The organism is Thermobifida fusca YX (assembly GCF_000012405.1).
GTDB classification, from domain to species: Bacteria; Actinomycetota; Actinomycetes; order Streptosporangiales; family Streptosporangiaceae; genus Thermobifida; species Thermobifida fusca.
In genome coordinates this window covers 244,719-270,971 of record NC_007333.1, presented here as the reverse complement: position 1 = coordinate 270,971, position 26,253 = coordinate 244,719, and the positions used below count along the sequence as shown (strand labels likewise).

The window sequence follows — 26,253 nt, the reverse complement described above, 5'->3', positions numbered from 1 at the left end:
CTGCCGAGTCTGCGGACTGCTCGTCCGCTGTTACGCGACGATCCGAACGCGGTGTTGTGCTGCTGATAGCGACTCGCTCCTCCGGGTTGTCACCCTCCCGCCGCCCAGGTCACGACTGGCTCAACCGGTCCATGATCTCCGCTGCCCGCCTGAGGACCTCCTTGTCCTCGTGGCTCAGTTCTGCAAGCTGCCGGGTGAGCCACGCTTCCCGGCGCTGGTGGTCGGCTTGGACGAGCTGGATGCCTTCCTCGGTGATCTCCACCAACTGCTGGCGGCCGTCGTCGGGGTGACGCCTACGGCGGACCAGGCCGCGCTCTTCAAGCGCGGCGATGATGCGGGTCATCGACGGCGGCTGCACTTTTTCGTGGTCGGCGAGCGCGCCAGGAGTCATCGTCCCGTGTCGCGCCAGCGTGAAGAGCGCTGATCCCTGTCCCAGGGACAGGGAGGAGTCGGGCCGTTGGGCACGGAGCCGTCGGGCGAGCCGCCCCACGGCCATACGGAGCGCTGCGGCCAGGCTCGCGTCAGTGCTGGCTGGCGTGGATGGGTGAGGCTGATTCATTAGCATGACTCATTACTCTTGCTAACAATATCCCGGGAGGGAAGATTCCCTGGGATTTTCCCGGGTAACGCCACTCACACAAAGTGTGCGTACAAGTACGGCGTCCCATCCCGACGGAATGGGACGCCGAAGCGGACTTGCGGGCTTAGCCGAGCAGCGCCTGGATGGGCGCCTCAGCGAAGTGGATCAGGAAGACGAGGGAGATCAGCAGCATGAGCGGGTGCACGTCACGCCACCGGCCCTGAGCCGTCCGCACGATGGTGTAGGCGATGAACGCGACCCCGATACCGTTGGCGATCGAATATGTGTAGGGCATGATCACGATGGCCAGGAAGGCCGGGATCCCGATCCCCAGGTCCGTGAAGTCGACCTTGGTGATCTGGGTCATCATCAGGAAGCCCACCGCGACCAGCACCGGGGTGGCCGCCTCAGCCGGCACGAGGACCGCCAGCGGCGTAATGAACATCGCCCCGATGAACAGCAGGCCGGTGACGATCGGCGCGATACCGGTCCGCGCGCCTTCCCCGACACCCGCGGCAGACTCGGCGTAGGTGGTGGCCACCGACGCCGAAGCAGCACCACCCACGACAGTGCCGAGCGCGTCGGCGACGAGCACCCCCTGCGAGTTCGGCACGTTGCCGTCCTTGTCGGTGAGCCCCGCCTGGCCGGCGACACCGACCATCGTGCCCATGGTGTCGAAGAAGTCCGCCAGCAGCAGGGTGAGCACCAGCATGAGCATGGTGGCGATCCCCACGCCCCGCCAGTCGGCGAGCAGGTTGAACTGGCCGACCAGGCTGAGGTCCGGGAGCGACACCAGGTCGTCTGCCGACGTGGGCACCGTGGGGACGTTCAGCGCCCAGCCCAGATCGTTCACCTGGCCCGCCTCATCCACCCGCGGCCCCACCTTGGCGAACAGCTCCACCACGATGCCCAGCACCGTGGCGAAGACGATGCCGATCAGCACCGCGCCCTTGACCTGGCGGACCATGAGGACGATGGTGACCACGAAACCGAGGACGAAGACCAGGATCGGCCACCCGTTCAGCGATCCGCCCACCCCCAACTGGACGGGGGTGCCGTCTCCGGGCCGCACGAAACCGGCGTTGACGAAACCGATCAGGGCGAGGAACAAGCCCACCCCGACACCGATCGCGCTCTTCAGCGAGGCGGGGACCGCGTTGAAGACCGCCTTCCGGAACCCGGAAAAGACGAGCAGCAGCATGATGACACCCTCGATCACCACCAGGCCCATAACGTCGGCCCAGGTCATCATGGGTGCCAGCACGTAGGCGACGATCGCGTTGAGGCCCATGCCCGAGGCGATCGCGAAGGGGTAGCGGCTGATGACACCCATCAGGATGGAGGAGACCGCGGCGACCAGTGCGGTGACCGCCGCCACCCGTTCCAAGCCGAGGGTGTCGCCATTGATATCCGGAGCAGTACCGATGATCAGCGGGTTGACCACGACGATGTAGGCCATCGCGAAGAACGTGGCCAGCCCGCCGCGGATCTCGCGAGCAAAGTTCGAGCCGCGCGCGGTGACATGGAAATAGCGGTCGAGCGCGGCAGCAAAACCGGTGCGCTTCGTGGGCGGCACCGGCGCAACTGGGGTAGAGGACTCACTCACTCGGTCTAATTTGACAGAGCCTGATCACGGGCAAACATCAGATCCGTTCCGAGTTCTCACACGTCAGCAGGGTCACACTGGACAGTCGGCGCTCGGCGGCCCCACCGCGCGGATCGTCTAGCCTGAAAGTGTGCGTAAACCCCGGCAGCCCGACCCTGAGGTCCACGAATCCGACTACCGCATCCCCGCGGCGGTAGGCACCGCAGCATGGACCATCGCCTTGATCGTCCTTCTCCTCCAAGGGGACCGGATTCCTGAGGACAGCCGGTGGTGGATCTGGGTCTGCGTGACCGGGATCGCCCTGGGAGTGTTCGGTTTCTGGTACGTCCCCCGCCTGTTACGCAGCCGCGCCGAAGCCGAAGAGCGGCGCCGGGCCCAGCGCGCCGCGTCCGGTTCCGACCGTTCCTCCTCGCCCCCGTCTGACTCCGCGTCCGACCCGGCGACCGGGAAAGTTTCCCGACAGTCCCGCCCTTGAGCCGCGCCGTTTCGGGGAATGTCCCCGATAATGAACGGGTGTCCGAAACGTTCCGCCCGTTTCCACCGCACCTCGCTGACCGGCTCCGCCACGCCCTGCTCGACGCCGACTACACCGTCTCCGGTGTCCGCGACCGCCTCGGCGACATCGCGGCGCGAGCCCTCGCCCGGGAACAAGTGGTTCCCGCCCTGCGCGCTACCGGTGGAGAAGAACGGCTCGGCCTGCTGTTGCGCCTGTGGTGGCTCGGCGAAGCGGTACCGCAGACCGCGTTGCGCTCCCTGCCGCTCACCGACCTCGCTGAGGCGGGCCTGTTGACGATCCGCGACGGCCAAGCCCGCGCCCTCGTGCAGATCAAACCGTGGGAACTCGCCGACGGCCGCCCCTACTACACCGTCTCCGACCTGACCGTGCGCCCCGGGCAGGGGCAGCCGCGCCCCGACCACGTCGTCGGCGCAGGCGGCGCCTCGGCAACCCTCGCCCAGCTCATCGTGGACGGTCCAGTCGAACGCGCCCTCGACCTGGGCTCCGGCTGCGGCGTGCAATCGCTGCACTTGGCGGAACGCGCCACCCGGGTCTGCGCCACCGACGTCAACCCGCGCGCCCTGTGGATGACCCGGCTGAGCTGCGCCCTCTCCGGGGTGGACAATGTCGAAACCCGGCAAGGGTCGCTGTACGAGCCGGTGCAGGGAGAACGGTTCGACCTCATCGTCTCCAACCCGCCGTTCGTGATCACCCCGGAGACGGCCCGCTACACCTACCGGGAATCGGACCTGCCCGGCGACGCGGTGTGCGCCGCCCTCGTCTCCGCTGCCCCCGCGCACCTCACGGAAGGCGGCTGGTGCCAGTTGCTCGCCAACTGGCTGCACGTGGACGGAGAAGACTGGCGGGACCGGGTCGGCGGCTGGGTCGAAGGGACCGGCTGCTCCGGCTGGGTGGTGCAGCGCGACGTCCAAGACCCTGCCGAATACGTGGAACTGTGGCTGCGCGACTCCTGCGAAGCGGGCAGCCCTGAATACGCCCAGCGCTACGACGCCTGGCTCGACTACTTCGAGCGGGAAGGCGTCAAAGGCATCGGCTTCGGGTGGATCTGCCTGCGCAACGACGCCGCCCAGGACGCCACCGTGCGCGTGGAGGAGCTGCGGCACGAAATCGACCAGCCGGTGGGCCCCTACCTGCCGGACGTGGTGGACGGGGCGATGAGTGCGCACCGCCTCACCGACGCAGCCCTGCTGGCGGCCCGCGTCGCCCTTGCCCCCGGGGTGCGGGAGGAGCGGATCAGCGTCCCGGGTGCGCCCGACCCGGAACGGATCCTGCTCCGCCAGACTCAAGGCCTGCGCAGAGTAGCCCAAGTGGGGACGGTTGAGGCCGCGCTCGCTGGGGTATGCGACGGCACAATCCCGGTGGGACCGCTCCTGGACGCGATCGCGGAACTGATCGGTCAGGATCCAGCGGTGCTGCGGGAGCGGACCCCGGCGTCGTTGCGTGGGCTCATCGCGGAAGGCTTTTTCCGAGTAGCCCGATGATCTTAGCTATTCCGGGCTCTCTCCCGCCTCCGGAGGCCCGAAGATGTCACGATCGTCGCGGAGTGTTTCTGGGATGACGCACACTATGGCCGACCCGTTCGGCGTCGCCGACCTGCGCGCGCGGATCCTCGACAGCTGGGCTGCTTCCCCCGCGCGCTTCCGGGAAGACGCCAACGCTGAAGACGACTACGCCCTCGGCGGCTACCGCAACCGTGTCGTCGTGGAACTGGCGCAGAACGCCGCGGACGCCGCCCAGCGCGCCGGCAGGCGGGGACGCCTCGTTCTGCGGCTCCGCGGCCGAGAGTTCACCGCCGCGAACACCGGTGCCCCGCTCACCGCCGAAGGCGTGGAGTCCCTGTCCACGCTGCGTGCCTCCGCGAAACGCGACGCCGCTGCGGTGGGCCGCTTCGGGGTCGGCTTCACCGCGGTCGCCTCGCTCAGCGACGACGTGGTATTTGCGTCCCGGGACGGGGCAGTGCGGTGGAACCGCGACCGGGCCGCCGCCCTCGTCCACGACGAGCTCATCGCCACGGGCCGGGCCCACCCGAAACTCGCGGAAGAACTGGCCCGCCGCGACAACCGGGTGCCGCTGCTGCGGCTGCCGTTCGCCGACCGCACCCGCCCGCCCGACGGTTTCGACAGCGCAGTCATCCTGCAGCTCCGCGACGCGGACGCTGGCGCCCGTCTGGCCCTGCAGCTCGCGGAGACCGGCCAAGCGCTGCTGTTGGCCCTCCCATGGCTCGCCGAAATCACCATCGACACGGACAGCCACGTCCGTTCTCTCCGCTCCACCTGGGAGCCCGACGGCACGGTCACCATCCGCAGCAGCGATGCCTCGGGGGACCACGTCACCCGCTGGTCCACGGTGACCAGGTCCGGACAGTTCACCGAGGCAGACCTCGCCGACCGGCCCGTCGAAGAACGCGAACGCCGCGACTGGTCGCTGACCTGGGCAGTGGCGCTCGACCCGGCCAGCGGGGCAGCCGTGCTGCCCCCAGACGTGCCCCGGGTCGTGCACGCGCCCACTCCCAGCGACGACGAACTCCACGTCCCCGCCCTGCTGATCGGCACTTTCCCGCTGTCCCCCGACCGTCGCCGGATCGCTTTCGGCCCGGCCACCGACGTGCTGCTCGACGCGGCTGCCGACGCCTACACCGAGCTGCTGCGCCGCATAGCCGCCCCCGCCACCTGGGACCTGATTCCGCTGGAGCGGCTCAGCGGCGACGAATTCGACGCCCGGTTCCGGGCCCGGGTCGCGGCACTCCTGCCGGACCTTCCGTTCCTGCAGACCGTCACCGGAGTCTCCCTCAGCCCTCGCGACGCGGTGCTCGTCGAAGGAGGCGACACCCTGCTGGACGTGCTGGACGGCCTGGTGCCGAACGCGCTGCCCGGCGACACCGACCTGCACCACCCCGGGGTGCGCGCCCTGCAACTGCGCCGAGTCTCGCTTGCCGACCTGGCCGACCTGCTCACCGGGGTCGACCGGGAACCCGCCTGGTGGGCGCGCCTGTACGCGGCGCTGCGCGCGGTCGGACAGCGCGGCGCCGCCCTGGACAACCTGGGGGCGCTGCCGGTGCCGCTGTGGGACGGACGGCTGGTACGCGGGCCCCGGGGCCTGCTGCTGCCCACGGGGGAGGCGTTCACCTCAGGCATCCTGGACGCTACGGCCCTCGAACCGCTGGGCTTGCGGATCGTGCACCCGGAAGCGGTCGACCCGCTGCTCGTCCGCCTGGGAGCGGTAGAAGCCAACGAACGCGCCATCCTCACCGACCCGATGACCCGGGCCGCCGTAGAGAACTCGCTGGACGCCAACGACCCGGACCTGATCGCCCGGGCCGTCCTCGAACTGGTCGCGGCCTCCGGGGTGACGGTCGCTGACGAGCCGTGGCTGGCAGAGCTGGCGCTGCGGGACGCGGACGGCGACTATGCGCCCGCCGCCGAACTCCTGCACCCGGACAGCCCGCTCGTGGACATCTTCACCGACGACGCCCCCTTCGGGGTGCTCGCCGCCGACCTGGCGGAGGCGTACGACACGGAGACGCTGGAGTCGGTGGGGGTGATGCGGCTCTTCACTGTCCACCGCGCCCACGACGTGACCTTGGGCGCCGGGCTGGAAGACAGCCTCGACGACCTCCCACTCGACGGCGTGGACGAATGGGCGGCCGCCGTGTCGGCCCTGCTCGGCGACCCTGAACTCCCCCCGGTCGTCCCCGAGTTCGTGGGAGTCCGCGACTTGGAGTTCGTGCGGGAAGACCGCTGGCCCCAAGCCCTGGAACTCCTGTCCGCTCCCGGACCGCGCGCCGCCATCGTCGAACCCACCCGAGTGTTCACCGGGGACGGCCGGGTTGTGGACGTGCCCTCCTACACGGCATGGTGGCTGCGCACCGGTGCGCTGCTCGGCGACCGCACCCCCAGCGAGCTGCGCACCGCCGACGCGGACCCCGCCCTCACCGGCCTCTACGACGAGCTCCCCGTGGACGTGGACCCGGAGTTCGCCCGCGCCCTGGGAGTGCGTTCCCGCCTAGACGACCTGCTCGCCGACCCGGACGGCCCTGACGACCTCCTGGAGCGCCTGGGCGATCCGGACCGCCACATCTCCCGCGCTGAGCTGCGCCGGCTGTGGGCGGCGCTGGCCGACGTCCCCCCGGACCGGGTCACGCCCCCGGATCGGGTGCGCGCGGTGCACGGCGGCTCCGTGGTGGTAGCCGACGCCGAAGAAACCGTGGTCGTGGACGCCCCGGACCTGCTGCCGCTGCTCGCAGACCGTCCCGTAATCCTGGCCCCGGTCGACCGTGCCGTGGACCTCGCCGACGTTCTCGACCTCGACCTGGCCTCCGAAGTGGTGGCAGGCCGGGTCACCTCGACTGGGGAGGCCCGCCCTGTTCCTGAAGAGGTGCGGGCGTTCCTCGGCACAGTGCCGTTGACCTACCTGCACCACGGCGAGTTGCTGGTGGACGGGGCGGCCGTGGAGTGGCGCTGCACGTCCGGCCAACTGCATGCCGCCACGTCAGACGGGCTGGCCCGCGCCCTGTGCTGGGCGACCGGCCAGTGGCCGCGCCGCCACCTGGTCGCGGCGCTGCTGCGCGACCCGCAGTCTCTGCCGCTGCTGCACGCCGAAGCCGACCTGGAGTGACCGGCTCACCCCTGCTGCATGGCCCGCACGCCTCCTTCCGAGGCTTGCACGAGGACGAACCCGCGGCCTTCCAAAGCGAGCTGGAACGCCTCCCCGCTGCCGCGGCCGATCAGCGCCCCCGCTTTGACGGTGCTGCGCAGGCTGGTGGTGAGCGACGTGGACCAGGCGACCGCGGCTTTGGTGTCCACGAAAGTCATCTGGTCGGCGTTGAGTAGCACCGGGGTGCCGTGGCAGGCGACCGCGACCCGGCCCCGGCCCCGGAACACCGTGTTGAACAGGCCGCCAGCGATGATGCCCATGCCCCGCACCCGGTGGATGTCCCACTCCAGGCCCGCTTCGAAAGCGAGCACGTTGTTCCCGTTGACGGTGATCGACTCGTCTTCCAAGTCGAGGATGTGGATCTCCCACGCGTCCCGGGCGAGGAAGACCGTGCCTTTCCCGAACACGCGCATGAGAGGCAGGCCTTCGCCGGTGAGCATCTTCTTGGTGAACCGGCCGAGCCCCGAGCCCTGGTGGGCGAAGTCGATGTCGCCCTGGTAGGCCACCATCGCGCCTTTGCGTGCGTAGAACTCCCCGTCGCAGACGACGCGGAGCATCCGGGGGTTCTGCAGCGACATCCCGGGTAGGTCGTTCTCCTGGGCCTGGTTGAACAGTTCACTCCGCACGCGCTTACTCTCCTCCACGATGGCGGCACCGCCCGCGGTGTTCGCCCTGCGGGCGGCGGCTGCCGGACAGCCGTCCTTTCCGGCCCGAAGGTAAGGGACACCACGGCCAGCACCGCGTGCCTGCTAGGCGTCCTGCTCCCCCGGACGGGGCCCGTAGCCCTAGTCCTCGGACGTCCGCGGGCCCGCGGCGGGTTCCCTTGCCTTCAAGGTGAGCGCTAGCGACACCGCGCTGCCGCCGCGGCAGGCGTGGGGCCCGGCGGTGCTGCCAGGCCCCACGTCACTGCCGGGCCTGCTTGTCAGAGGAGACCAGCTCCAGCTCGCTGGTGTCGTCGAACACGATGGTGTCGTAGCCCATCTCGTCAACCACCGGCGTGAGCCGTTCAGAGGTGCGCTCCGGCACCGCGGCCTCTGAATGCGCCCCGCAGCCGTGGTCCAGGGAGACCACCCGGCCATCGTCGGGCGCGTACTCGTTGGCGCACACCCCGAACATCTGCCGGAGCTTGCCCGCCAACGGGACAAGGAAACCGCAGGTAGCGCACTGGGCCGGGGCTGCAGTGGCGATCGGGCTCTTCGGACCGCCCGGGCCGGCGTACCAGCGTTTCGCCGCTGCCTGCCGTCCCACTTCGGAAAGCACGCGGGCCCGCCCCAGTCCCAGCTCCCACAGCATCTGCTGGTCTTCGCCGTCTGCGTCGGTCTCTTCGGTGGGGACTTGGGCGTAGCCCGGCATCAGCCGTTCGTCGTCTTCAGGGGTCGGCAGCAGGTCTCCCACCCCGAGGTCGCCCGGGCGCAGGCGCTCCTTCCACGGCAGCCACTCGGGTGCGATGAGCGCATCCGGGCCGGGCAGCATCACCGACTCGTTGACGGTGACGTACTTGGCCCGGGCGGCACGCACCACCGTGACCGCGTAGTGCCACCCCGGGTAGGCGGGGTTCAGGCACTCGAAGAAGTGGGTGACCAGGCGGGTGTCCTCGACCTTGGTGCCGAGGTGTTCACCCACCCACTCCGGGCGCCCGATCTCCACGGCCGCTGCACGGGCGAGATCCTGCGCCTCAATGCACGCCTTGTCTGGTACGGGGGATCGACGGGTGCGTCTCACGTCTCCATTGTCACTGATGACCGCCACCGGCTTGACCACGAAAGGGATCGATAACTGACCGTTACGCGCTTATCGCGCCTGAGAAGTGTGGACGCGCCCTGTGGCGGACGCCACAGGGCGCGTTGCGTGCGGGGTGTCAAAGTTCGATATCGTCGGCGAGTGCCCGAAGGACTTTGGCGATCTTGGTCGCTTCGCGACGGTCGGGATACTTGTTCCTGCGATAGGTGTTGGACACATTGTCAAGCAGCTTGATCAGGTCCTCGATGATGACCACCATCTCGTCTGGCTTCTTGCGTAGCGCTTTGGCCACCGAGGGCGGCGTGTCGAGCAACCGGACCTGGAGCGCTTGAGTGCCCTTGCGCCCCTCCACAATGCCGAACTCGACCCGTTGGCCGGGCCGTAGTGTGGTCGTGCCAGGCGGAAGCGCCGAGGCGTGCAGGAAGACCTCGCCGCCGTCATCTTTGGTGAGGAAGCCGAACCCCTTGCCCGCGTCGTACCACTTGACCTTGCCAGTGGGCACGTGTGACCTCTTCGCTTTCGCAGTCGAAACACCGGGACCCGTCACCCACTCCGGTCATACCGGATCAGTGGGGAACGGCCCCCGTCCTTCCAACAGTGGACGGGTCTTTCAGGCTAACCGCGGCTGTCCAGGACAGCCACTAGATAACTTCTTTAAAACGACCAAAAAGCAAGCTAATTCCCACTGTGGCCGGTCTGGGGCGAGTTTTCCACTCCTATCCGTAAGCTGCTAACGAAAACGGACGAGAGGCCCGGAAAAACTGTGTTCCGGGCCTCTCCGCTTGCGGCCGCCCGCGCGTACCACCGGTTGCGGAGTTGTGGGACGGGATCCGGCGATTCTCCGGGCTGCCGCCACGGTTGCCGGCCGCTGCGGTGACGGGCTCCACCGGCGGCCGGCAACCGTCGTCCTCGGGCCTCGGCACTCGCAGGACAGACAGACCCACCGAGACAGCCATGTTCTGGGCCGGGACGCAGGGCCATCGTCTCTCATCACTCCCGTAGCGCACGCCTGCCAACCGGGCATATGCGGTGATATTCCGGATCGTTTGCTTCTGGTTGATGCCGGACAGCCCGCTGCACGCCCGCGCCCTCGCACGCACCTCGCACACACCCCTGTGGCATTCCGCGACTCTGTCGTCACATGCCGCTACGCTACCCGGTGACCGATCCGCAGCGGTCCCTGCAGCCCTTCCGAGCTGCCATGCCACTGCGGCCCGCACCCGCTCGCGGTGAACCGCTCCGGTCACCGGGGGACAATCCCCATCGTGGTCATGACCGATCCCGCACGGTACTGCCGCGGGCAGGCGGGGCACGGCATCCCCCGGCCCCGTCGGCGGCGCGGGCCGCTCCCCGCAGCCCTCGGCAAGCCACGGGCTTGTTCGGCACTCCGCCGCAGATTCTGATGTGATGGGATCAACCCACTTCTGGTGTACGGAATCGAGGTTTCTCCCCCATGAGCAACCCGCCGCTGCCCCCGGGAGCCGCCGACCCCCGCGACGAACCGTTGCCTCGGGCCCGCCGGACCGCAGGCACGCAGGACGGGGACCGCGCGGAGGGCGATGCGGCCTTCCGTCCCTCCGGTGCGAGCAGCTCCACGATGGCGCTCATCCTGCACGCACTCACCTTCCTGTGCTGCGGGAACTGGTTGTTCGGCATCCTCGGCATCGTTTTCGCGGTGCGTGCCGCGCACAAGCGCGACCAAGGGCTCTACACTCAGGCCGAAACTCTGACCAGGTACTCCTGGTACTGCCTTGGAGCCGGCGCAGTGATGCTCCTGGTCATGCTCATCTCCTTCGGTGTTCTCCTCACCCAGGCAGGATCGTGGGTAGAGGAAGCAATCTCACCGGGGGTGAACTACTGACCGCTATCGCAACCTGCGCTCCGCCATGTGGAGAACCTGGACTGAAGAGAGGGCGGAATCCATGAACAGCCAGTGGCCCGGCCCGGGCAATCCCTGGGGCGACCGCACCGCCTCTCCTCCGCCGCACCACCCTGGAAGCGGCCCGCCCGGGGTTCCCGGCTTCTCCTGGCACGCTTCTCCCCAGCCCGGGTTTCCCCCGCCTCCCCCGGCGGGAGAGCCGTCGTTTCCCGGTCCCCCGCTGGCCAAAGGCAACGCGGTCCTCGCCCTGATCATCGCGATCATCCTCACGTTGACCTGCGTAGGCATCACCGACGTGATCGGGATCGTGCTGGCCGCCGTCGCCCTCAGCAAGGACGAGGACCCGGAAGAGTTCGACCGCTACGTCCGCTGGGCATGGTTGAGCAACTTCATCCACCTCGGCTTCCTCATCCTGCTGCTCGTGCTGTTCATCATGCTCAGCACGGTCTGAGCCCGCCCCGCCGCGACGCGCAGGCCGGAGCAGCGCGTGCCTAGATCGCGGGCAGCCAGCCCATCAGCACGGTGCCTCCCGCGATCATCCAGGCCACCAGGGAGTAGCCGAGGGTCTGGGCGCGCAAGGCCGGCTTGGCCCGCAGGACCGGTGTAGTGAAGGCGGCCACCATGAGCGCCAAGGCGAGCACCGCGGGAATCAGTGAAGCCAAGGCGAACAGCTCCATCTGGTCGACGCACTTCTGGTAGCCCTGCTCCAGCGGGTCACCGCAGAACACCTTGTCTCCTGAATCCGTGAAAGCCGACGCGGAGATACGGCCGCGGCCCACGTCCGCGGCCCATGCCGCCAGCACCGTGACGCTCCCAGACGCGGACGGTCCGAGTTGTCAAGGGCGACACACCTTGACGGTACCCCGGAAAGTCCGACTCGTGCGCCCAGCTCCCAGCAAACCGGATGAACCGCCCCGGCGCTTAGGGTGGAGGCCATGGGTGCTGTTGACTCCGCAACGCCTGCGGTCGTGGACGCGCTGGCCTGGGTGCACGTCCGCGACGGCCGGGTGCTCCAAGTACGTCCCAAGGGCAAGGACGTCTTCTACTTCCCGGGTGGGAAACGCGAACCGGGAGAAAACGACGCTGAAGCGCTGATCCGGGAAGTCGCCGAAGAGGTGTCCGTGCAACTGGACCCCGCCACGCTGCAACTGTTCACCGTGGTGGACGCGGCGGCGCACGGCTATCCGGAAGGCACCCGGGTCCGGTTGACGTGCTATACCGCGGAGTGCACCGGGGATCTCGCCCCGCGTTCCGAGATCGCCGAGCTCGCCTGGTTCACTCAGGCGGACGCCGACCGGTGCGCCCCGGCCGGGGTGCGGGTCCTCGCCGAGCTTGCCCAGCGGGGCCTCGTCACCCGTTGAACCGGCCCGCCCCGCGGCCGCCCACAGCACAAAAAAGGGGACGGTCCGGAAGGGACCGTCCCCAGTGGACGTGTAGTACCGGTCGGACTAGAAGTCCATTCCGCCCATGTCGCCGCCAGCGTTGTTCGCGGCCGGCTTCTCCGGCTTCTCGGCGATGACGGCCTCGGTGGTCAGGAACAGACCAGCGATGGAGGCAGCGTTCTGCAGCGCGGAGCGGGTGACCTTGGTCGGGTCGATGACACCGTCCTTGAACAGGTCGGTGTACTCGCCGGTGGCCGCGTTCAGGCCGATACCGGGCTCCAGGCTCTTCACCTTCTCCACGACAACGCCGCCCTCGTAGCCGGCGTTGATCGCGATCTGCTTCAGCGGCTCCTCAACAGCGCGGCGGACGATGCTGGCACCGATGGCCTCGTCGCCCTCCAGCTCAAGCTTCTCGAAAGCAGCGATGCTGGCCTGCAGCAGCGCGACACCACCGCCGGGCAGGATGCCCTCCTCCACCGCGGCCTTGGCGTTGCGGACCGCGTCCTCGATGCGGTGCTTGCGCTCCTTGAGCTCCACCTCGGTGGCGGCGCCGGCCTTGATGACAGCCACACCGCCCGCCAGGCGGGCCAGGCGCTCCTGCAGCTTCTCGCGGTCGTAGTCGGAGTCGGTGCGCTCGATCTCGGCGCGGATCTCGTTGACCCGGCCAGCGATCGCGCTGGCGTCGCCAGCACCGTCGACGATCGTGGTCTCGTCCTTGGTGACGACGACCTTGCGGGCCCGGCCGAGCATGTCCAGCTCGGTGTTCTCCAGCTTGAGGCCGACTTCCTCGGTGATGACCTGGCCGCCGGTCAGGATCGCGATGTCCTGCAGCATGGCCTTGCGGCGGTCACCGAAGCCGGGGGCCTTGATCGCGACGGACTTGAAGGTACCGCGGATCTTGTTGACCACCAGGGTCTGCAGCGCGGTGCCCTCGACGTCCTCGGCGATGACGACCAGCGGGCGGCCGGCCTGCAGAACCTTCTCAATGACCGGAAGGAACTCGTTGTTGTTGGAGATCTTCTGGTTGGCGATGAGGATGTAGGGGTCCTCGAGGACCGTCTCCATGCGCTCCAGGTCGGTGGCGAAGTAGGGCGAGATGTAGCCCTTGTCGAAGCGCATACCCTCGGCGAGCTCCAGCTCCAGGCCGAAGGTCTGGCCCTCTTCGACAGTGATGACGCCTTCCTTGCCGACCTTGTCCATCGCCTCGGCGATGTACTCGCCGATCTGCGGGTCGCCCGCGGAGATGGAGGCGGTGGAAGCGATCTGCTCCTTGGTCTCGACTTCCTTGGAGAGGTTCGCCAGCTCCTCGCTGATGCGGGCCACGGCGGCGTCGATACCGCGCTTCAGGCCGATGGGGTTGGCACCAGCGGCTACGTTGCGCAGACCCTCGCGGACCAGGGCCTGGGCCAGCACGGTGGCGGTGGTGGTACCGTCACCGGCCACGTCGTCGGTCTTCTTGGCGACCTCCTTGACCAGCTCGGCGCCGATCTTCTCGTAGGGGTCCTCGAGCTCGATCTCCTTAGCGATGGAGACACCGTCGTTGGTAATGGTCGGCGCGCCCCACTTCTTCTCAAGGACGACGTTGCGGCCCTTGGGGCCGAGCGTCACCTTGACAGCGTCCGCGAGCTGGTTCATACCGCGCTCGAGGCCGCGCCGGGCTTCCTCGTCAAACGCGATCAGTTTGGCTGCCATAGAGTTCTAGTCCTCCCGAGACCGGGCTGATACGCGAGGGAACGAGCCGACGCCCGCGACGGATGGTCGCGCCGATCCGGCACCCGTCTGCCGGATGTCACGACCTCATCGTCTCGATCCGCGATTTAGCACTCGACTGCGGAGAGTGCTAACGGTTACTTTTTAGCACTCCCCTGGGGGGAGTGCAAACGTCCGGAGCACCGCCGCCGCCCTCCCTACCCCCAGCTCAGAGCGGATTAACCACCCCTCAGGGACTTTTCCGCTCCCAGAAAAACAGGTGTGGCCGGGGCGTGTCACACCCCGACCACACCTGCACGACACGGGTCCCGGTCAGCAGCCTCCCGCCACCGCCGGGATAATCGACACCTGGACCCCGTCCGGGGTGGGCGTGTCCAGACCGCTGGCGAACCGGACGTCCTCGTCACCCACGTAGATGTTGACGAAACGGCGGATCGCGCCGTCGTCGCCGAGGATACGGGCCTGGATCCCCGAGTAGTTGGCCTCCAGGTCAGCCAGCACCTCCTTGAGGGTGGCCCCCTCGGCGGACACCTCGGCCTGCCCCTTGGTGTAGGTGCGCAGAATCGTCGGAATGCGGACGCTGACACTCATCGCTGTGGACTCCTTGATGGGTTCGGCTCTGCAAAGGGGGAAACAGACCAGCGAATAGACCAGCGGCGGTCAGAGCAGCCCGGCGTCTTTGAACGCGCTCAGCGACGGCTTGATCGTCGCGGTGACACCGGTACCGGACACAGCGTTGAGCGTCTTCAAGCCGTCCCCGGTGTTGAGCACCACGGTCTCGGCCTCGGGGTCCAGCACTCCCTTGGCCAGCAGTTTGCGCAGCACACCAGTGGTGACCCCGCCCGCAGTCTCGGCGAAGATCCCCTCCGTGCGCGCCAGCAGGCGGATCGAATCCACGATCTCCTCGTCGCTGACGTGTTCGACCGCGCCTCCCGTGCGGCGGCAGACGTCGAGCACGTACGGGCCGTCCGCCGGGTTGCCGATAGCCAGCGACTTAGCGATGGTGTCCGGCTTGACCGGCTGGACCACGGTGTAGCCCTTCTCCCAGGCACGGGCCACGGGCGCGCAGCCGGTCGCCTGCGCCCCGAAGATCCGGTACGGCTTGTCCTCGACCAGCCCCAGCGCGATCAACTCCTGGAATCCCTTGTCGATCTTGGTGAGCTGGGACCCGGAGGCAATGGGGATCACGATCTGGTCGGGGACGCGCCACCCCAACTGTTCGGCGATCTCGTAGGCGAGCGTCTTCGACCCTTCGGCGTAGTAGGGGCGCAGGTTGACGTTGACAAAACCCCAGTCCTCCCCCGCCGGGTCGCCGATCAGCTCGGAGCAGAACCGGTTGACGTCGTCATAGGTGCCCTCGATCGCCACAAGCTGGCCACCGTAGACCGCGGCCATGACGACCTTGGCTTCCTCCAGCCCTGCCGGGATGAACACGCAGGAGCGGAACCCGGCGCGGGCCGCGGCAGCGCCCACCGCCCCGGCAAGGTTCCCTGTCGACGAGCAGGACAGGGTGGTGAAACCGAAGACCCGGGCAGCTTCCACTGCCATGGCCACGACCCGGTCCTTGAACGAATGCGTCGGGTTAGCGGAGTCGTCTTTGACGTACAGGGAGCGCAGCCCCAGTTCAGCGGCGAGCCGGTCGGCCTTGACCAGCGGGGTCAGGCCGGGGTTCATGTTCGGCAGCTTCTCGACGTCGACGGGAACCGGCAGCAGGGCCTTGTACCGCCAGATGTTCTTCGGCCCCTGCTCGATGGACTCACGGGTAACGGTTCCGAAGTCGTAGGCGACTTCCAGCGGGCCGAAACACTCGATGCAGGCGAAAATCGGACCGAGATCGTAGCGGGCGCCGCATTCGCGGCACGACAGTGCGGAAGCAGAACCGAAAGAGCCGGTGGCAGACGTGACTGATTCCGTGGCGGTCAGCGCCATGAGGCGTTCTCCCCTCATCTTCCCCACTGCCACCTTGACAGTGGGACGGAGTTGGCACCTGTCCCGGCCGCCTCGCACCTGACGAGCAACGTCCACCGGGATGGTTGCCGGGGCTTCACAGGGCCGTGTCCCTCCACCCCTCTGGATGAGCAATCTCAAGTTTTCCGCTCGGTTGTGTCCCGAGACCTGTCGGTCACTCTAACGGACCGCGTACCAGTTTTCCACGGGGGGCCATGTGCTCCCAGTTCTCCCCCTCCGTCCATGCTGTGACAGAGCTCTACCCGAAGGGCCGGTTTGCGTGGCAGCGCACCGGGCGAGACTAAACAGAACGCGAGACACGACCCGCCTCCCGTCGCCCCAAGGGCCATGTAGTCAAATGGGTCATCGGACTCCGACCGCTGAGAGGTGGACCAACAGGTGGACAAGGCACAGATCCTCGTCGCTTCCAACAGGGGACCCGTGTCCTTCTCAATCGGGGACGACGGCGCCGTGAAATCCCGGCGCGGCGGTGGCGGCCTGGTTTCCGGACTGAGTTCGGTAGCCACCGAGATCGAAACCCTGTGGGTGTGCGCCGCGTTGTCCGACGCTGACCGCAAAGCCGCCGCAGCAGCCCCCGAAGGGCGGCTGGACAAGGCCGGATACGACGTGGGCGGGGCGAGTGTACGCATGCTCAACATTCCCGCCGACGTCTTCAACAATGCCTACAACTCTGTGGCGAACTCCACACTGTGGTTTGTTCACCACATGCTCTACGACACCCCCAACAAGCCGTCGTTCGGCTCCCGTTTCCGCGCCGAGTGGGAGGACTACCGGGCCTACAACTCTGCTTTCGCGGAAGCACTGCTGACCGGCGCGGACGAGGGGGCGAAGGTCGCCGTCCAGGACTACCACCTGGCGCTGGTACCGAAAATGCTCCGGGTACGCCGCCCCGACCTGCGCATCGCCCACTTCTCCCACACCCCTTGGGCTCCCCCCGAGTACTTCCGGATGCTTCCCGCGGACATCGGCCGGGAACTCCTCGAAGGCATGCTCGGCGCCGACCACTTGGGCTTCCTCAGCGTGCGCTGGGCCGACGCGTTCCTGCGGTGCTGCGAAGTGTTCCTGCGCGCCCCGGTGAACTGGGGCACCCGCACGGTCGAGCATGGCGGCCGGGTCATCCGTGTCGGAGTCCACGGCCTGGGCGCAGACGCCCAAGGGCTGCGGGAGCGGGCCGCCGCCGAAGATGTGGCGCGCTGGCGGGAACGGCTGCGGGAACGGGTCGGCGACCGCAAGCTGATCGTGCGAGTGGACCGCACCGAACTGTCCAAGAACATCGTGCGCGGCCTGGAAGCCTTCGGTGAACTGCTGCGGAAGCGCCCCGAATGGCGGAACCGGGTCACCCACTTGGCGTTCGCATACCCCAGCCGCAGCGGTGTCGCGGAGTACCGCGCCTACACCGAGTCGGTGCGGGCCACGGCCGAAGCGATCAACGCCGAGTTCGGCACCGACGACTGGACCCCCGTGGTGCTGGAGGTCAACGACGACTACCCCCGCTCCCTCGCCTCCTACCAGATCGCTGACGTGCTGCTGGTCAACCCGATCCGCGACGGGATGAACCTGGTCGCAAAGGAAGGGCCGGTGCTGTCGCTCAACGGCGTAGCGCTCGTGCTGTCCACTGAGGCGGGCGCTGCCGACGACCTGGGCGCCGACGCGATCCTCGTCAACCCCTACGACGTGTCGGAGACCGCCGAGGCGCTGCACCGGGCGCTGACCATGGACGAAGAGGAGCGACGGCAGCGCACGGAACGTCTGGCGGAGGCCGCTGCCGCCCTGCCCCCGCAGCGGTGGTTCACCGACCAGCTGCGGGCTTTGGACTGAGCCTTCCCCGGTGGCAGCTCCGCCCCGGGCCTGCCACCGGACGAGGACGCACCCCCTAGGCCGGGGACGCCGGCCTAACCGGCCTGCCTCGAGCCGGAGCAGTGCCCCGGGCACCGCAGCCCTCGCGGAACGCTGGCGCGGCCGCGCCTCCTCCGGCGAAGCCTGCCACGTTTCGACCGCTTTCCCGGCGGAGCCGCAGCCCGGGGCAGGAGCTTTCCCGTCGCGCAGCGTGGGCGGTCGGCTCACCCGCCCACGGCTGCCACGAGTTCCTCCAGGAACGCCACCACTCCTTCCGGCCCCGGCACCACCGCGTCGGCGCGCCGGGCGAGCTCGGTGACCTCGGCGGAACCGCTGCACAGTTTGAACCCGGCTACGCCCTGCTCCCGGAGCCGCTCCACCGCGTCGTAGGCTGCCAGGTCGCCCAAGTCGTCTCCGGCGTACAGCACCGCCTCCGCGCCGAGGCGGGTGACCAGGTCGGTGAGCGCCGCCCCCTTGTCCACCCCGGGCGGCCGCAGTTCAATCACCATGCGCCCGGGCTCCACAGCGAGCTCCGCCCGCTTGGCGAGATCCGCTAGAGGAGCGCGCAACAGCTCCAACGCGGCTTCCGGGTCGGCGGTACGCCGCGTGTGCACGGCCAACGCGTGCTTCTTGTCCTCGATCCACGTGCCTTCAGGGGCGCCCACCTCGTCGAGCAGGCCGGGCAGGGCTTCGCGCACCATGGCCACGCCGGGCGGCGGTTCGGGAACGGTGAGCTTCCCGTCCTCCCAGCGCTCCCGACCGTAGTGGCCGAGCACAGTGATCCCCGGCACCGCGTCAAGACCGCCGTAGTCGACTGCGGTCTGGGCGGGCCGCCCGGTGATGACGGCGACCGCGCGCACCCGGCCCGCGAGGGCGCGCAGCGCCGGAACCGCGCCAGGGTGGGCGCGGGAATCCCGCGGATCAGGCACGATCGGCGCGAGCGTCCCATCGAAGTCGAACGCGCACACTGCGCGGTCCGGCATGTCGCGGATGCGATCCAGCGCGACCTTGCCGCTCTGTGTCGTCGATTGGAGAAGAGACATAGACGGCTTTCCACTCGGTGGACTGAACGCTGGAGGTATGCCCGAAACCGCTCGCACCCCAACCCTGACCGAGTGTGCGACACCGCACCCCGGCGTCCGCGGCTGCCCGGCCGCAGGACAGCCCAGCGGGGCTACAACTGAATCCCCAGTTTGCGGGCGACACGCTGCCGTTGGCGTTCGCTGCGCCTCCGGCGGAGCCGTTTCACGGTCATCGGGTCGAAAGCGAGCGCTTCCGGCCGGTCGATGATCTGGTTGAGAAGCTGGTAGTAGCGGGTGGGCGAGAAGCCGAACTCGTCGCGAATGGCCTGCTCTTTAGTGCCTTCGAGTTTCCACCACTGCCGTTCGAAGGCGAGGATGCGCTGGTCGCGCTCGTCCAGCGCAGACGGGGTGTCCGACCGTGGTAAGCCGTGATCGGACGGGTCTGGTGCCTGGGATCCGCTGTCTGCCATTGACCGCCCTCCATCGTCCGGATCGGGCGATTTATCGTAGCGATTTCACGGGAGAGATCGAGGGGAATGCCGCATGACTGACCATGGGGGATACACCTGTCTCACTTTCCTGACCGATTACGGGACCCAGGACGGTTTCGTGGCCGCCTGCCGCGCCCAGATGCTGCGGCACGCACCCGGGCTCCCCGTCATCGACATCACCCACGACATCCCGCCCGGGGATGTGCGGCGCGGCGCCACCGTGCTGGCCGACACGGTTCCCGAGTTCCCGGCCGCGGTCCACATCGGCGTCGTCGACCCGGGGGTGGGGACCGCGCGGCGCAGTGTGGCCCTTGCCGCCGGAGGCCACGTCCTTGTAGGGCCGGACAACGGGCTGCTGGTCTGGGCGGCGGAAGCCCTCGGCGGGATCGACACGGCCGTGGAGTTGACCAACGAGTCGCTGTGGCGGCACCCGGTCTCCCGCACGTTCCACGGGCGGGACATCTACGCCCCGGTGGGGGCACGAATCGCGGCCGGGCTTCCCCTGTCCGAAGCGGGGCAGGCCCTCGACCCGGCGGTCCTGGTGCGGCTGTCCGCTCCGCTCCGCGACGTCAGCGGTGGAGTGGCCCGCGGCGAAGTGCACGCCATCGACCGGTTCGGCAACTGCCAACTGTCGCTGCACCCGGAAGACCTGCGGTCCGTTGTCGCGGCTCCGGGACTCCCGGACCGGGTGGCGGTGCGCTTGCCGGACGGTTCGCACACGGTCGCCGTCGCCGCAACGTTCGGCGCGGTCCCCCTCGGCGAGCCGGTGCTCCTCACCGACTCGGCCGGGCTGCTGGCGCTCGCGGTGAACGGGGGAAGCGCCGCCCAGCGGTTCGGCTTGGGCGTGGGGGCGCCCGTAGTCCTGTCCCGGACCAGTTCAGAGCCCATGAAAGAATGACGTGCGCCCACAGCAGTCTCGGCCGGAGCCTTCTGGGAGGTCACCGGCTTCGGGGGAGGTTGAAGCCGCGATGTGCACGACACGGGGTTGGACTCCCGCCGCGCTGGCTCTCTGCTCGGCGCTCGCTGTCGGCCTGTCCGCCGCACCGGCAGCAGCCGACGTTTCCGACCTGCGTCTTGAACAGTGGGGCCTGGACATGGTCGGTGCGGCCGAGGTGTGGGAGGAAGCCCAAGGCTCCGGGGTGACGGTTGCCGTGCTCGACACCGGTGTTGTCACCGACCACCCCGACTTGAAGGACGTCACCGTCGGCCCCGACTTCACCGGTCACGACCTGTCCTCAGACAGCGACGGCTACGGGATCCACGGCACGATGATGGCCGGAATCGTGGCGGCCAGCGGGCACGGTGTCGAACACACCGGCGGTGTGATGGGAGTGGCCCCCGAAGCAGAGATCCTGGCGATCCGCATCACCGCGGAACCGGACGGCCCTGACCGGGACAGTGTGGACCCGGGGGCCTTGGCCGCAGGCATCCGCTACGCCGTGGACGAAGGCGCCCAGGTGATCTGCCTGCCCTTGGCTGGCGCAGAGTTCTCCGTCCAAGCCAACGAAGCAGACCAGGAGGCCATCGCCTATGCGGTGAACCACGGGGTGGTAGTCGTCGCCTCCGGCGGTCCCCTCGGGGAGGCCAGCTACCCGGCCGCCTACCCGGGCGTGCTTGCCGTCGGCTCGGTCGGCCCCGACGGGTCCCTCTCCGAGTTCTCCAGCCGGGGCGACCACATCGCGGTGACCGCCCCGGGCGAGGAGATCACCGTGGTGGACCCGGACGGCGGCTACACCACAGTCTCCGGAAGCGACGCGGCCGCGGCGTTCGTCGCGGGCGTGGCCGCGCTGATCCGCGGCGAGTTCCCGCAGTTGAAACCGGAGCAGGTGGTGGAGGCGATCACCTCGGGCGCGCAGGCTGCCGACCCTGCCGCAGCGGGGCAGCCCGGCTACGGAGCCGGAGTGGTGAACGCGCCGGACGCGTTCACCACGGCCAAGTCGACCGCGGACCACGTGCCGCCGTTCGACCCGGAGCTGGCCGAGCAGCTCGAGGAAGAGCCGCTCATCCCCTACTGGATGCTGTGGACGGGCGGGGCTGTGCTCCTCATCGTCGCGGCCGTGGTGGCAATGGTGGTCGCCCACCGGCGCGCCGCCGACCCCTACGGTTTCGGCAAGCGGAAGCCGGAAGAACCGGAAGAGCCGGAGCCCGTACCGACCGCGCGGCGCCCGGTGCGGGGCCGTCGGCGCCGCGGACGCGGACGGCGCGGTGTCAGTAGGTGAATACGGCTCGGATTGTTGCTCTCAGGTCGCTGAGCCCGGGGCAGCGTCGTCCGTAGTGGATGGCGTTGGTGAGCAGTCCGATATAGCGGCCGGTGGACGGGTGGAGGAACAGGCTCGTTCCGGTGGACCCGTTGTGGTAGACGAGGCCGTCGTCGGTGACCTTCCAGGCCAGGCCCCGGGCGAAACGGTCGTCCACGGGCTGGTGGGGCAGCCAGCTCTGCCGCACGAAACCGGTGAGCTGGGCCGTGCCGTGCTCGCCCGCATGCCAGGCCAGCAGTTCCCGGGCGAAGATCCCCAGGTCGATGATGGTGGTGAACACTCCGGCGTGCCCCGCAACCCCGCCCATCAGGGCCGCGTTCTCGTCATGGACCACACCCCAGGTGGCGGGTGCTCCCGGGATGCGGCGTTCCGTGGGCGCCACCGACGGGCTGCGCGGTAGCGGCCCGTACCGGGTAGCGGAGAGCCCCATGTGCCGCCACAGGTCGGTGGCGAGCTGGTCCAGGGATTGCCGGCGCACCCGTTCCAAGAGGAGCCCGAGGAGGATGAACCCCCGGTCGGTGACGCAGTACCCGGGCTTCTCGAGTTCCTCGACGAGGATCGCCTCCGCTAGCGGCTGGTCGGTGCCGACGTAGCGTTCCAGCCAGGTCACCGGGCTCAGTCGGCAGGTGTAGGTGAGGATCTGCCGGATGGTCACCTTGCTCCCCGGATAGCTGCCGGGGAAATAGTGCGCCATGGGCGCATCGAGGTCGAGCAGCCCATCGGCGATAGCCTGGCCCACCAGCGGCCAGGTAGCCATCACTTTGGTGAGTTCGGCCGCGTCGTAGCGGGTGTCGGGCGCGGCGACCGCTTCCCCGCATTCGACACCGACACGGCCGACCGCGACGTTCTCCCACACCTCTCCCGAGCCGACTACCGCTACGCCGCCGGGCAGCCACCCGACGTCCACCATGACTTTGAGGATTCCGCGTAGTTCCGTGCCGGTGTCGGCTACCCACTCCCCATCGCGCACACGTTCTCCCCCCTTCCGCCCCCTGGATACCCCGGGCGGAGGGGATCTTCCGGAAAGAGGGTAAAAATTCCCCCGCAAAGGAGCTTGGCTTTTTGAATGCTTGGGGGAATCCTGTGTTCTGGGCAGCGAGTCTGCACCGGTCCGGCTGCGGGAAGACCGCCTGTTCCCTCCAGCGCGTCGCCGCATGTCCCCGCGCGCGACAGAGCACCAGCCCGCCCGCACACTGCACTGGAGGGTCGCCGTAGCCACATTCGTAGGCCGGGCACCGGCCGCTCAGCCCAATCCCTGAATTTCCTCGGGAAAGACGTGGCGCTTCCGATCCCCCGCGGCGTGCGCACAGCCCTGGAATTTCCCTGTTTCAGAATTCTGCTGCTAGGAAAGCTACCTCTTGAATAGTTGAGAGACCGCTTGAAGAGTCCGTTGCTTCTTTATTGCGCGGGCGGCTGCGCACGGCCTGCGTCGACCAGCCGCCACAGGAGTACTCCACGGGGAAGGGGAAGTTCGGGGGCCATGCGGCACAGCTGAAGTCCGCCCCTCATCGACTCTCGCCACGCTGAGGACAGGAGACCAGCAGACCGGCCCCGGGCTTCTGCCCTGTCGTCGGGGGCACTCCAGGGTTCGTGCGCCCCTCGGAAGACCGTCCCGGCTCCGCCTGCCTCGTCGGACCTCCGCTGGGGGGCAGACTGGGCCGCATCGGCCTCTGCTCCGAGGCCGCGTTGGGACAGAACCGAACGAGCCCGTTCCGCACGCTCCGGGACTCCCGCTGCGGCAGTGGCCTGCCGGGCAGGCTTCCCGGGCTCTCCTGCTGCGGGGAAGAACCGGGACACCCGACACACCGTGCTCTCTTCCTGCGCGCGGAGAGAGCAGCTCCCAGAAGCGGGCTGTGCGTGCGCCGGAGGCGCGGTGCGCACCGCGCCTGGCCACGTATTCCCAGGAAGGAAGAGTGAGAGCCGGCAAGGGGACTCGAACCCCTAACCTGCCGCTTACAAGACGATCGACCTGGCGGTCACGACGGTGGACGGGGACCCCTACGACCTGACCGACGCGAACCTGGAACTGCTGATCAAACCCGCCGCGGACACGCCTGACGACGGGCCGGGGGTGGTGGTGCTGTCCACCGGCACCGGGGAGATCACCATCACCGACGCGGCGGGCGGAGCAGCAACCGCTGAGGTGTCCCGGACCGCTCTGGCAGATCCGGGCACTCGGGTGTGGAGGGTGGACGTGGTCCGCCCCGGGTCGCGGCGTACCGCTATGTACGGGCCGCTTCACGTCGTGAACCTGTAGCCTCGGGAAGTAGATGAGGGAAGTGGATGAAATCGGCGCTGCGGGCTGGTAAAGTCGCTGGTCGTTCAGTGTGTTCCCCGCGCATGCGGGGATGATCCGACCACCTGCCGCAGCAAGGTTGAGCACGTCAGGTGTTCCCCGCGCATGCGGGGATGATCCCCCGACGGTCAGACCATCACCGCTGACCGCGCCGTGCTCCCCGCGTATGCGGGGAGCTTTTTCGCGTTTGGGAGGCATTTCCGGGGATGGGTCGACCTATAAGAAAAGGCAAGGCCCGTCCACCGGATGTGTGGACGGGCCTTAGGTGACCGGTGTGTGCCGCGCCGCACACATCCGGAACATTGGGAGCCGCCCCGCCGCCGCCTCGGGAGGAGTGACAGAGAACGCGGCGCGGCGGGGCGGCAGCTACGAAGGGCCGATCGCCCGGTAGGGCGGCATCGCGTACCCGGTCACCCGCTGATACGCATACGCAGTGGCGACGTGCACCCGTCGCAGGAGCTCGGCGGCAGTGCGCCGATCCTGGGGATTGGCGAGCGTCAGCCGAACCGTCACCCCCCGATTCGGACCACGAGAACGTCAGGGTCACCGTCCGGGCCGAGCAGCCGCGAACCGTTCTCGTAAAGATCCACAGAGACTTCTCCTGGAGCTGCTGCCGCGGCGACATGGTTGGCGGTCAACGTGTACTCGGTCTCGGTCACGGTCACGGCGTCCTCTCTGTCGGGCAGCTATCGGAGCATGAGGCTGAGTGCGTCGCCGATCAGTGTGTCCACGTGAACGGCGGCGGTCACCCCCTGCTCCACGCTGGGCAGGGGGATCACGAGGCGATCGTCGCCGAGCACTACTGCAATCCCCTCTGCATGGGGCTCAACCGTGGCGCGGCCGTCTGCCAGAAGCGCTACCTGCTCGGCGGTGAGGGTGTGGTCCGCCATCAGGCACCTCCTCCGACGACCTGCTGGCCGTAGTAGCCGCGCACCGGATGGGGTGGCTCGTAGGTGCCGAGGATGTGGTCGAGCAGGTCGAGGTCATCGACGGCCACGGTGTGTCCGGTGACACGGTTGCGCGCCGTGTACGGCCGCGGGTTGCCGTACTCATAGGTGATCTCCCACAGCGCCGAGTGCTGCTCGGCGCAGGCGGCGAACTCGGCGTAGTTGGGAATACGCTGCGGAATAATGCGGGCCTGTCGCCGCGGCGTTTCGGCGGGGGTGGCCTGCCGAGAAACCCGTCCTGCCCGGGAATGCCCGGATGCCGGAGCGGGCATGAGCAGCGCTGCGGCACAGATCAGAAGGCTGGCCAACAGAACGCGAAGCATAGCTCTCCCAGAGAGTTCAGGCCGCCGCAGGGCGACGGCGGAACGAAGTGCAACACCCATCATCATCGTAGAAGTCTACGATTTCAAGATCGAGAGGTAGATTTTAATTCGTAGACATCTAAATGTCCGATTTCACGCCTAGGGGGCTACCATCGGCACCACCAGGACGCATGCGAGACGACGGAGGAGGGGGCGCTGCTGGATGGCCAGTCCCACGGTGCGCCGCCGCCAGCTCTCCGCGATCCTGCGGGAGATGAGGAAGGCGTCGGGGCTCAGCCTTGATGCCGTAGCTGCGCGCCTGGAGTGGTCGCGCGCGAAGGTGGGGCACATCGAAACCGGACAGCGCAAGAAACCGTCCGTGCTCGAAGTGAAGGCGTTGATGGCCGAGTACGGGGTGACGCCCGAGGACCCTCGATACGAGACTGTGTTGATGTTGACCCGGCAGGCCCAGGCGCGTGGCTGGTGGCGCCGGTACGACGACCTGTTCCCCGGGTCATATATCGAGCTGGAGGCTGAGGCGTCCGAGATCCGCACCTACGAGGCGTTCGTAGTCCCGGGGCTGTTGCAGACGCCCGGCTATACACGGCTGCTCCAGCAGGCCCGCCTGGACCGTGACCCGGATGATGTCGAGCGCGCTGTCGAGAGCCGCCGTAAGCGGCAGGAGATCTTCGACCGGACGTCCCCGCCCGCGGTGTATGCCATCATCGAGGAACATGCGTTGGAGCGGCTGAGGGGCACCCCTGACGTGCTGGCTGAGCAGGTCGCGCACCTGCTGCATATGGCCGGCCGGAACTCCGTGACGCTCCAGGTGCTCCGCACCCGTGTCGGGGTGCACGCGGGGGCGATGGGACCGTTTGTCATCCTGGACTTCCCGGAACCAGCATCCCCGGTCGTGTACTTGGAAACATACACAGATGGCCTGTTCCTGGAGCGCCGAGAGGAGATCGACCAGTACCGGTCGCTATGGGACCGCATCCGTGATGCGGCTCTGCCACCGGACCGGACAGTGGAATTCCTCCGCTCCCTGCTGACCTTGTGAGGACCA

At 68.4% G+C, this 26,253-nt stretch carries 26 protein-coding genes and 1 riboswitch; of the genes, 11 read left to right on the top strand and 15 right to left on the bottom strand.

Annotation, left to right across the window (positions count from 1 at the left end):
* Positions 1-109 precede the first annotated feature (109 nt).
* Both TFU_RS01200 and TFU_RS01195 read right to left on the bottom strand, forming a co-directional pair.
* A complete protein-coding gene (locus TFU_RS01200; RefSeq protein WP_038043139.1) occupies positions 110-559 on the bottom strand; it encodes a MarR family winged helix-turn-helix transcriptional regulator in 450 nt (149 codons plus the stop codon).
* Between the two features lie 145 nt (positions 560-704).
* Complete coding sequence (locus TFU_RS01195) at positions 705-2,186, bottom strand: NCS2 family permease (protein ID WP_011290687.1); 1,482 nt, start codon at positions 2,184-2,186, stop codon at positions 705-707.
* Positions 2,187-2,316: 130 nt separating this feature from the next.
* Between TFU_RS01195 and TFU_RS01190 the strand changes: the two genes are divergently transcribed.
* The 3 genes from TFU_RS01190 to TFU_RS01180 all read left to right on the top strand — a co-directional run bounded on the left by TFU_RS01190 (position 2,317) and on the right by TFU_RS01180 (position 7,317).
* The gene (locus TFU_RS01190; RefSeq protein ID WP_011290686.1) at positions 2,317-2,661 is read left to right on the top strand and encodes a DUF2530 domain-containing protein; all 345 of its coding nucleotides are present in this window, start codon (positions 2,317-2,319) and stop codon (positions 2,659-2,661) included.
* 38 nt (positions 2,662-2,699) lie between these two features.
* A complete protein-coding gene (locus TFU_RS01185; protein ID WP_011290685.1) occupies positions 2,700-4,184 on the top strand; it encodes a DUF7059 domain-containing protein in 1,485 nt (494 codons plus the stop codon).
* Positions 4,185-4,257: 73 nt separating this feature from the next.
* On the top strand, positions 4,258-7,317 hold the full coding sequence (locus TFU_RS01180) for a sacsin N-terminal ATP-binding-like domain-containing protein (RefSeq protein WP_041427573.1): 3,060 nt from the start codon (positions 4,258-4,260) through the stop codon (positions 7,315-7,317).
* Between the two features lie 5 nt (positions 7,318-7,322).
* Here TFU_RS01180 and TFU_RS01175 read toward each other — a convergent pair whose 3' ends face one another.
* The 3 genes from TFU_RS01175 to TFU_RS01165 form a co-directional block, all read right to left on the bottom strand.
* Positions 7,323-7,982 (bottom strand): AIM24 family protein, encoded by a 660-nt coding sequence (locus TFU_RS01175; RefSeq protein WP_011290683.1) that lies wholly within the window; start codon positions 7,980-7,982, stop codon positions 7,323-7,325.
* Between the two features lie 277 nt (positions 7,983-8,259).
* Complete coding sequence (locus tag TFU_RS01170) at positions 8,260-9,078, bottom strand: DUF3027 domain-containing protein (protein ID WP_011290682.1); 819 nt, start codon at positions 9,076-9,078, stop codon at positions 8,260-8,262.
* 136 nt (positions 9,079-9,214) lie between these two features.
* The gene (locus tag TFU_RS01165) at positions 9,215-9,598 is read right to left on the bottom strand and encodes a cold-shock protein (RefSeq protein ID WP_011290681.1); all 384 of its coding nucleotides are present in this window, start codon (positions 9,596-9,598) and stop codon (positions 9,215-9,217) included.
* Between the two features lie 951 nt (positions 9,599-10,549).
* On the opposite strand from TFU_RS01165, the gene TFU_RS01160 reads away from it, so the two are divergent.
* Positions 10,550-10,957 carry a hypothetical protein gene (locus TFU_RS01160; RefSeq protein WP_011290679.1) on the top strand — a complete coding sequence of 136 codons (408 nt, stop codon included), beginning with the start codon at positions 10,550-10,552 and terminating at the stop codon, positions 10,955-10,957.
* 61 nt (positions 10,958-11,018) lie between these two features.
* Positions 11,019-11,426: a hypothetical protein gene (locus tag TFU_RS01155; protein WP_011290678.1), complete on the top strand. Its 408-nt coding sequence runs from the start codon at positions 11,019-11,021 to the stop codon at positions 11,424-11,426.
* A 40-nt stretch (positions 11,427-11,466) separates the two neighbouring features.
* Here TFU_RS01155 and TFU_RS01150 read toward each other — a convergent pair whose 3' ends face one another.
* On the bottom strand, positions 11,467-11,778 hold the full coding sequence (locus TFU_RS01150; protein ID WP_011290677.1) for a hypothetical protein: 312 nt from the start codon (positions 11,776-11,778) through the stop codon (positions 11,467-11,469).
* 132 nt (positions 11,779-11,910) lie between these two features.
* Here TFU_RS01150 and TFU_RS01145 point away from each other — a divergent pair, with 132 nt between their 5' ends.
* Positions 11,911-12,336 carry an NUDIX hydrolase gene (locus tag TFU_RS01145; RefSeq protein WP_011290676.1) on the top strand — a complete coding sequence of 142 codons (426 nt, stop codon included), beginning with the start codon at positions 11,911-11,913 and terminating at the stop codon, positions 12,334-12,336.
* A gap of 87 nt (positions 12,337-12,423) precedes the next feature.
* On the opposite strand, the gene groL is transcribed toward TFU_RS01145, so the two are convergent.
* The 3 genes from groL to thrC form a co-directional block, all read right to left on the bottom strand.
* A complete protein-coding gene (gene groL / locus TFU_RS01140; RefSeq protein WP_011290675.1) occupies positions 12,424-14,049 on the bottom strand; it encodes a chaperonin GroEL in 1,626 nt (541 codons plus the stop codon).
* 330 nt (positions 14,050-14,379) lie between these two features.
* Positions 14,380-14,658 (bottom strand): MoaD/ThiS family protein, encoded by a 279-nt coding sequence (locus TFU_RS01135; protein ID WP_011290674.1) that lies wholly within the window; start codon positions 14,656-14,658, stop codon positions 14,380-14,382.
* 69 nt (positions 14,659-14,727) lie between these two features.
* Positions 14,728-15,996, bottom strand: a complete 1,269-nt coding sequence (thrC, locus tag TFU_RS01130; protein ID WP_016188070.1) for a threonine synthase — start codon at positions 15,994-15,996, stop codon at positions 14,728-14,730.
* Positions 15,997-16,007: 11 nt separating this feature from the next.
* Positions 16,008-16,148: riboswitch (SAM riboswitch) on the bottom strand.
* A 265-nt stretch (positions 16,149-16,413) separates the two neighbouring features.
* On the opposite strand from thrC, the gene TFU_RS01125 reads away from it, so the two are divergent.
* On the top strand, positions 16,414-17,853 hold the full coding sequence (locus tag TFU_RS01125) for an alpha,alpha-trehalose-phosphate synthase (UDP-forming) (RefSeq protein ID WP_011290672.1): 1,440 nt from the start codon (positions 16,414-16,416) through the stop codon (positions 17,851-17,853).
* Between the two features lie 242 nt (positions 17,854-18,095).
* Here the strand turns inward: TFU_RS01125 and otsB are convergent, their stop codons facing one another.
* Both otsB and TFU_RS01115 read right to left on the bottom strand, forming a co-directional pair.
* Positions 18,096-18,914, bottom strand: coding sequence for a trehalose-phosphatase (otsB, locus tag TFU_RS01120; protein ID WP_016188069.1), 819 nt, complete (start codon positions 18,912-18,914; stop codon positions 18,096-18,098).
* A gap of 131 nt (positions 18,915-19,045) precedes the next feature.
* The gene (locus tag TFU_RS01115) at positions 19,046-19,363 is read right to left on the bottom strand and encodes a DUF3263 domain-containing protein (protein ID WP_011290670.1); all 318 of its coding nucleotides are present in this window, start codon (positions 19,361-19,363) and stop codon (positions 19,046-19,048) included.
* Between the two features lie 73 nt (positions 19,364-19,436).
* On the opposite strand from TFU_RS01115, the gene TFU_RS01110 reads away from it, so the two are divergent.
* Both TFU_RS01110 and TFU_RS01105 read left to right on the top strand, forming a co-directional pair.
* On the top strand, positions 19,437-20,282 hold the full coding sequence (locus tag TFU_RS01110) for an SAM hydrolase/SAM-dependent halogenase family protein (RefSeq protein WP_011290669.1): 846 nt from the start codon (positions 19,437-19,439) through the stop codon (positions 20,280-20,282).
* A 70-nt stretch (positions 20,283-20,352) separates the two neighbouring features.
* Positions 20,353-21,603, top strand: a complete 1,251-nt coding sequence (locus TFU_RS01105) for a S8 family serine peptidase (protein ID WP_011290668.1) — start codon at positions 20,353-20,355, stop codon at positions 21,601-21,603.
* On the opposite strand, the gene TFU_RS01100 is transcribed toward TFU_RS01105, so the two are convergent.
* A complete protein-coding gene (locus TFU_RS01100; protein ID WP_011290667.1) occupies positions 21,593-22,612 on the bottom strand; it encodes a serine hydrolase domain-containing protein in 1,020 nt (339 codons plus the stop codon). The two genes, TFU_RS01105 and TFU_RS01100, sit on opposite strands and share 11 nt — an antisense overlap.
* 1,014 nt (positions 22,613-23,626) lie before the next feature.
* On the opposite strand from TFU_RS01100, the gene TFU_RS01095 reads away from it, so the two are divergent.
* Positions 23,627-23,899 carry a hypothetical protein gene (locus tag TFU_RS01095; protein WP_011290665.1) on the top strand — a complete coding sequence of 91 codons (273 nt, stop codon included), beginning with the start codon at positions 23,627-23,629 and terminating at the stop codon, positions 23,897-23,899.
* Between the two features lie 548 nt (positions 23,900-24,447).
* On the opposite strand, the gene TFU_RS15995 is transcribed toward TFU_RS01095, so the two are convergent.
* From TFU_RS15995 to TFU_RS01085, 3 genes are read right to left on the bottom strand one after another with little or no spacing between them, the layout of a single operon-like run.
* The gene (locus TFU_RS15995; protein ID WP_155983525.1) at positions 24,448-24,603 is read right to left on the bottom strand and encodes a hypothetical protein; all 156 of its coding nucleotides are present in this window, start codon (positions 24,601-24,603) and stop codon (positions 24,448-24,450) included.
* 21 nt (positions 24,604-24,624) lie between these two features.
* Positions 24,625-24,828: a hypothetical protein gene (locus TFU_RS01090; protein ID WP_016188066.1), complete on the bottom strand. Its 204-nt coding sequence runs from the start codon at positions 24,826-24,828 to the stop codon at positions 24,625-24,627.
* Positions 24,828-25,208, bottom strand: coding sequence for a hypothetical protein (locus TFU_RS01085; protein ID WP_011290664.1), 381 nt, complete (start codon positions 25,206-25,208; stop codon positions 24,828-24,830). The genes TFU_RS01090 and TFU_RS01085 overlap by 1 nt, the downstream gene beginning before the upstream one ends.
* Before the next feature lie 202 nt (positions 25,209-25,410).
* Here TFU_RS01085 and TFU_RS01080 point away from each other — a divergent pair, with 202 nt between their 5' ends.
* A complete protein-coding gene (locus TFU_RS01080) occupies positions 25,411-26,247 on the top strand; it encodes a helix-turn-helix domain-containing protein (protein WP_011290663.1) in 837 nt (278 codons plus the stop codon).
* Positions 26,248-26,253: the final 6 nt, after the last annotated feature.

Excerpts from the sequence above, each read along its gene's own strand:
- otsB (WP_016188069.1), bottom strand. The coding sequence starts at position 18,914 with ATGTCTCTTCTCCAATCGACGACACAGAGCGGCAAGGTCGCGCTGGAT.
- TFU_RS01115 (WP_011290670.1), bottom strand. The coding sequence starts at position 19,363 with ATGGCAGACAGCGGATCCCAGGCACCAGACCCGTCCGATCACGGCTTA.
- TFU_RS01200 (WP_038043139.1), bottom strand. The coding sequence starts at position 559 with ATGAATCAGCCTCACCCATCCACGCCAGCCAGCACTGACGCGAGCCTG.
- TFU_RS01155 (WP_011290678.1), top strand. The coding sequence starts at position 11,019 with ATGAACAGCCAGTGGCCCGGCCCGGGCAATCCCTGGGGCGACCGCACC.
- TFU_RS01085 (WP_011290664.1), bottom strand. The coding sequence starts at position 25,208 with ATGCTTCGCGTTCTGTTGGCCAGCCTTCTGATCTGTGCCGCAGCGCTG.
- TFU_RS01105 (WP_011290668.1), top strand. The coding sequence starts at position 20,353 with ATGTGCACGACACGGGGTTGGACTCCCGCCGCGCTGGCTCTCTGCTCG.
- TFU_RS01135 (WP_011290674.1), bottom strand. The coding sequence starts at position 14,658 with ATGAGTGTCAGCGTCCGCATTCCGACGATTCTGCGCACCTACACCAAG.
- TFU_RS01180 (WP_041427573.1), top strand. The coding sequence starts at position 4,258 with ATGACGCACACTATGGCCGACCCGTTCGGCGTCGCCGACCTGCGCGCG.
- groL (WP_011290675.1), bottom strand. The coding sequence starts at position 14,049 with ATGGCAGCCAAACTGATCGCGTTTGACGAGGAAGCCCGGCGCGGCCTC.
- TFU_RS01145 (WP_011290676.1), top strand. The coding sequence starts at position 11,911 with ATGGGTGCTGTTGACTCCGCAACGCCTGCGGTCGTGGACGCGCTGGCC.
- TFU_RS01160 (WP_011290679.1), top strand. The coding sequence starts at position 10,550 with ATGAGCAACCCGCCGCTGCCCCCGGGAGCCGCCGACCCCCGCGACGAA.
- TFU_RS01110 (WP_011290669.1), top strand. The coding sequence starts at position 19,437 with ATGACTGACCATGGGGGATACACCTGTCTCACTTTCCTGACCGATTAC.
- TFU_RS01090 (WP_016188066.1), bottom strand. The coding sequence starts at position 24,828 with ATGGCGGACCACACCCTCACCGCCGAGCAGGTAGCGCTTCTGGCAGAC.
- TFU_RS01080 (WP_011290663.1), top strand. The coding sequence starts at position 25,411 with ATGGCCAGTCCCACGGTGCGCCGCCGCCAGCTCTCCGCGATCCTGCGG.
- thrC (WP_016188070.1), bottom strand. The coding sequence starts at position 15,996 with ATGGCGCTGACCGCCACGGAATCAGTCACGTCTGCCACCGGCTCTTTC.